The sequence below is a fragment of the Micromonospora phytophila genome (assembly GCF_023656545.1).
GTDB classification, from domain to species: domain Bacteria; phylum Actinomycetota; class Actinomycetes; order Mycobacteriales; family Micromonosporaceae; genus Micromonospora; species Micromonospora phytophila.
The window spans coordinates 1-4,379 of the sequence record NZ_JAMOKF010000394.1 but is presented as its reverse complement, the minus strand read 5'-3'; the positions used below and the strand labels follow the sequence as shown (position 1 = coordinate 4,379).

Annotated in this window: 3 protein-coding genes; 1 reads left to right on the top strand and 2 read right to left on the bottom strand. The window is 75.0% G+C overall.

Annotation, left to right across the window (positions count from 1 at the left end; all coding sequences use genetic code 11):
- Positions 1-2,061, bottom strand: a 2,061-nt coding sequence (locus NCC78_RS28100) for a sensor histidine kinase (protein WP_250798284.1), incomplete at its 3' end; no start/stop codon positions are given.
- Positions 2,048-3,238 (bottom strand): hypothetical protein, encoded by a 1,191-nt coding sequence (locus NCC78_RS28095; RefSeq protein WP_250798279.1) that lies wholly within the window; start codon positions 3,236-3,238, stop codon positions 2,048-2,050. The genes NCC78_RS28095 and NCC78_RS28100, both read right to left, overlap by 14 nt.
- Positions 3,239-3,612: 374 nt before the next feature.
- Between NCC78_RS28095 and NCC78_RS28090 the strand changes: the two genes are divergently transcribed.
- Positions 3,613-4,379 (top strand): alpha/beta hydrolase (locus tag NCC78_RS28090; protein WP_250798278.1); only part of this gene is annotated, 767 nt, incomplete at its 3' end.

The following is a 4,379-nucleotide window of genomic DNA, read 5'->3' as shown; positions in this document are numbered from 1 at the left end:
CTCGCCGGACTCCATCGTCCGGGTGGCCCGGCTGAGCAGCGTCGGGTCGAACGCGGGCGGCGTCGACGCCTCGGGGGCGGGCGCCGGCGCGGCGCTCACCGCCGTCAGGCTCCGTCGGTCCCGCGAGGTCCCGAGCGTGACCGCCGGGGAGTGCCGGTCGCGGGCCGGCACGGTCGCCCGGGCCACCGTGGCCCCGGCCCGGTCGGCCCGCCGGAGCACAAGCGACGCCTGCGGGATGTCCACGTGGGCGGTCACCCCGCCGCCGGCGGTCGGTGCCAGCTGGACCGCCCAACCGTGCCGGCGGGCCAACCGGCCCACCACGAAGAGGCCGAGCACCTCGGTCGGGGCGAGGTCCAGCCGCTCCCGCCGGGTCAGCCGGGCGTTCTCCTCGGCCAGCCGCTCCTCGGTCATGCCGATGCCGCGGTCCACCACGCTCAGCCGCGCCCCGGCGCCGATCAGCTCACCGGCCACCGTCACGCGGGTGTGCGGTGGGGAGAAGACGGTGGCGTTCTCCATCAGCTCGGCCAGCGCGAGGACCAGGTCGCCGACGGTGCCGGGCGCCGCCGAGATGCCCGGCGGGACCTGCACGTCGACCCGGGTGTAGTCCTCGATCTCACCGAGCGCCAGCCGGACCACGTCGCCGAGCGGCACCGGCGCCACGTGGGCGTCCGCGCCGGCCGAGCCGGAGAGCACCACCAGGCTGCCGGCGTTGCGGCGCAGCCGGCTGGAGATGTGGTCCAGCCGGTAGAGGTGCTCCAGCCGGCCCGGGTCGGTCTCCTGCCGTTCCAGCCGGTCGATCAGCGCGATCTGCCGGCCGACCAGGTTCTGCGTACGCCGGCCGACGTGACCGAACATCTGCGCCACGTTGCGCCGGCCGGCCACCTGCCGTTCCACCAGCCGGGCCGCGGTGGTCTGGACCCGGTCGAAGGCCCGGGCCAGGTCGCCGATCTCGTCGCGGGCGCGCACGTCGACCGGGTCGAGGCGGACCGGTTGGGCGTTGTCGGTCTCGTCGTCGGCGACCCGGGTCAGCTCCGCCTCGGCGACCCGGGCGACCCGGTCCGCCGAGCGGGTGAGCCGGGTCAGCGGCCGGGCCACCGTCCGGGCCACGGCGGCGCTGAGCAGCACCACCACGGCGAGGATCAGCGCGGCCAGCCCGCCGACCAGGTACGCGGCCGTCAGCGCCCGCCGCTGCTCGGTGGTGACCTCGGCGATGACGTCCGCGACGATCTTCTTCTCGACGAACTGGCCGAGGGTGATCATCGAGCGGGACGAGGGGAAGAGCGCGTCCAGCGGCACGTTCCTGATCGCCGCGATCGGGTCGATCACGCTGGCGGTGAGGAACTCGGGGCTGGTCCGGGCGGCCACGGCCGCGTCGTTCAGCTCCGCCAGCTTGTACTGCTCCGCCGTGATCAGGCTGCGGAACCGCTGGTTGTCGACCTGGAGCGCGGACATGCAGGCGACGTAACCGGTGACCGCCCGGGGGGCGCTGGTCGCCTTGACCAGCACGATCAGCGTCGCGCATGCGCCGAGCCCCTCGTCGGCGCGCAGCAGCCCGTCCAGGGCCAGCACCTGTCGCCCGGCCGGGGTGTCGGTGTCCACGTCGAAGGGCAGCCGCAGCGACTCGATCAGCGTCATGTTGACCGGCCCGAAGGTGTCCATGATCTGGTCGGGGGTGGCGGTGCCGCCGAGCACCGCGGCCCGCAGGTCGGTCAGCTTGCGTACGCCGTCCAGGGCGGCGGAGACCCGGGGCGGCAGCGTGTCACCGCGGGTGGCCCGGAGGTCGGCGACCCGGTCGTCCACGGTGGCCGACTTCTGCACCAGCTCGGCCCGGGCGACCCGGCCGAGCAGCAGGCCCACGGAGAGGATGCGCTCCTGTTGCAGGTCCTGCACCAGGGTGCCGATCCGGCTGGCGACGCGGACCCGCTCGGCGATGTCGCCGGCCCGTTGCGCCGCCGCCACCCGGTCGATCACCACCGGCACGGCGAGCCCGACCATGCTGAGCAGCGGGATGACGACGAGCAGCGCGAGCTTGCCCCGGATCCGGAGCCTAGCGAGCAGCATCGAACGGCCTCCACTGCGCGGGCTCGGGCTCCCGGGACGACCCGACCGGCTGGAGCTGGTGCGGCTCCACGGCCCGGTGGGAGGGCGGCTGCCAGGAGGAGGCGCCCGCCGGCCGCGCGTCGCCGTCCTCCCGGGCCAGCCGGTACTCGGCCGCCCGCTGTCGGGCCCGCCGGGCGGCGGCGAACCACACGCCGGCCAGCGCGGTCCACAGCAGGACGGTCAGCGCGGCGGTGCCCACCGCCAGCCAGCGGTCCCGGTCCAGGTCGTCGAGGCGCTCGGCGAGCAGCGCGTCGAGTTCGCCGAGGATGACCGGCTGGAGCTGCCTGGCGGCGGACTGCGCGTTGAGCCGCGCCGCGGCGAGCTGCGCCGGGTCGACCACCCCGGTGGCGTTGGTCGGCGCCGAGTAGGCGGCGAGCGCCTCGACGGCGCGCTGGTAGGTGTCGAGCGGGGTGAGCACGCTGGGACCGAGGTCGGTGCTCTCCGAGCTGTCCACCGCCGCGCGCAGGTCGGTGACCAGGTCGCCGGCCGGGGCGAGGGCGGCCACCCGGAGGGCGGCGAGTTCGGCCACGGTGCGGGGCCCGTCGGCGGCGGGTCGGCGGCCGGCGAGCGCGGTCAGGTCGGCCAGCCGCCCGGCGGCCACCACCGCCTCCGGCAGGTCCTTGCCGACGCCGTCCTGGAGGAAGAAGGAGTCCGATCCCGGGTCGCGGACCAGGCCCGAGGTCTCCCGGACCTTGCGGTGCAGCGCGAGCAGCAGGTCGGTGACCTCGCCGTACGCGGCGAAGGCCGCCTCCGGGTTGTTCGGACCCCGGTCGCCCAACGCCTCGATCTTCGCCCGCAGCCCGGCCCAGCGCTCCTGGCTGCGCAGCTCGCCGCCGATCCGGGCGTCGACCGAGGCGGCGGCCTCGACCGCGCGGCTCAGCGCCTCACCGGAGGCGGGCCGCCCGGTCACGGCGGCGGACTGGGCGTCGACCAGGGCGTCGGTGACCGGGGCGAGGGCCCGTAGGTACTCCACGCCCATCCGTTCCCGGGTGGCCAGGTCCCGGTCGTCCGCGGTGAGCTGCCAGGTCTGGGCGAACAGGAAGGCCACCGGCGCGAGCAGCGCCACGAGGAGCAGCAGCGGCAGCGCCCGGGCCGCTGCCCAGTGTCGCCGACGGACCCGCGGCGCGGGGACTGTCATGGTCTGTCTCCTCCGGCGAGAGCGGGGGATCGGTGGGGTGTCGGGGGTCGCCGATGAAGTCCCGTGCACCGGACCGGAAAACTAACCGAAGCCTTCACGCCTGTTCTGTCTGTCGCTCAGTCAGTTTTGCGTCACTTCGCGCGAAGTAACCTGTCGTCCATCGGGCGGGCACTCTGCGTACCGCCGGAGGCAGTGGCATGGATGGATCGAGGTGATTTCCGCCGAAGATCGGAATTGACGTGATCCGAATTCATCTCGCTGGGATGTTCTGGACCTTCGGCGGTCGCACCGGTCCGAGCGCCGATCGGAGCAACCGGACAGACGTACGGACGATCTCAGCCAACGCTCAGGATCCGGGCCGTAGCGTGTGCCGCATGAGATCGCCGTTGTCGGCCGCGTGGATCCGGCGTGCCCTGCCCACCCGCCGACGCGCGGTCGCCGCGTCGGCGGTCGTCGTGCTGGCCGCCGCCGCCGTGGCCTTCGCGGCGCGGCCCGACGGCCCGGACATCCGCACCGAGGCCGCGACGCTCACCGTCCGCTCCGGCCCGGCCGGTGACCAGCCGGTCGACCTGGACACCACCTTCTATCTCCCCGAGGACGCCTCGGCGGACAGCAAGGTGCCGGCGGTGCTGCTGGCGCACGGCTTTGGCGGCACCAAGGAGTCCCTCCGCGCCGACGCCGAGGAGTTCGCCGGGCAGGGCTACGCCGTGCTCACCTGGACCGCGCGCGGCTTCGGCCGCAGCGGCGGGCAGATCCACCTGGACCACCCCGACTACGAGGTCCGGGACGCGCAGCGACTGCTGGACTGGCTCGCCGCCCGCCCGGAGATCCGCACCGACGCCGCCGGCGACCCGAAGGTCGGCGTGGTGGGCGGCTCGTACGGCGGCGGCCTGGCGCTGCTGCTCGCGGCGCAGGACCAGCGGGTCGACGCGATCGTTCCGATGATCACCTGGCACGACCTGTCCCGGGCCTTCCTGCCGGAGAGCACCGGCAAGGCGCCCAACGACGGCGTCTTCAAGCAGGGCTGGGCCGGGCTCTTCTTCGGTGGCGGCGGCACCGCCGGCTCGGGGCCGGCCGGACTCTCCGGGACCAGCGCGGCCCAGCCGGAGGGGGCGCCCGCGTCCGCCGGCCCGCCCAGCCC

Excerpts from the sequence above, each read along its gene's own strand:
- NCC78_RS28095 (WP_250798279.1), bottom strand. The coding sequence starts at position 3,238 with ATGACAGTCCCCGCGCCGCGGGTCCGTCGGCGACACTGGGCAGCGGCC.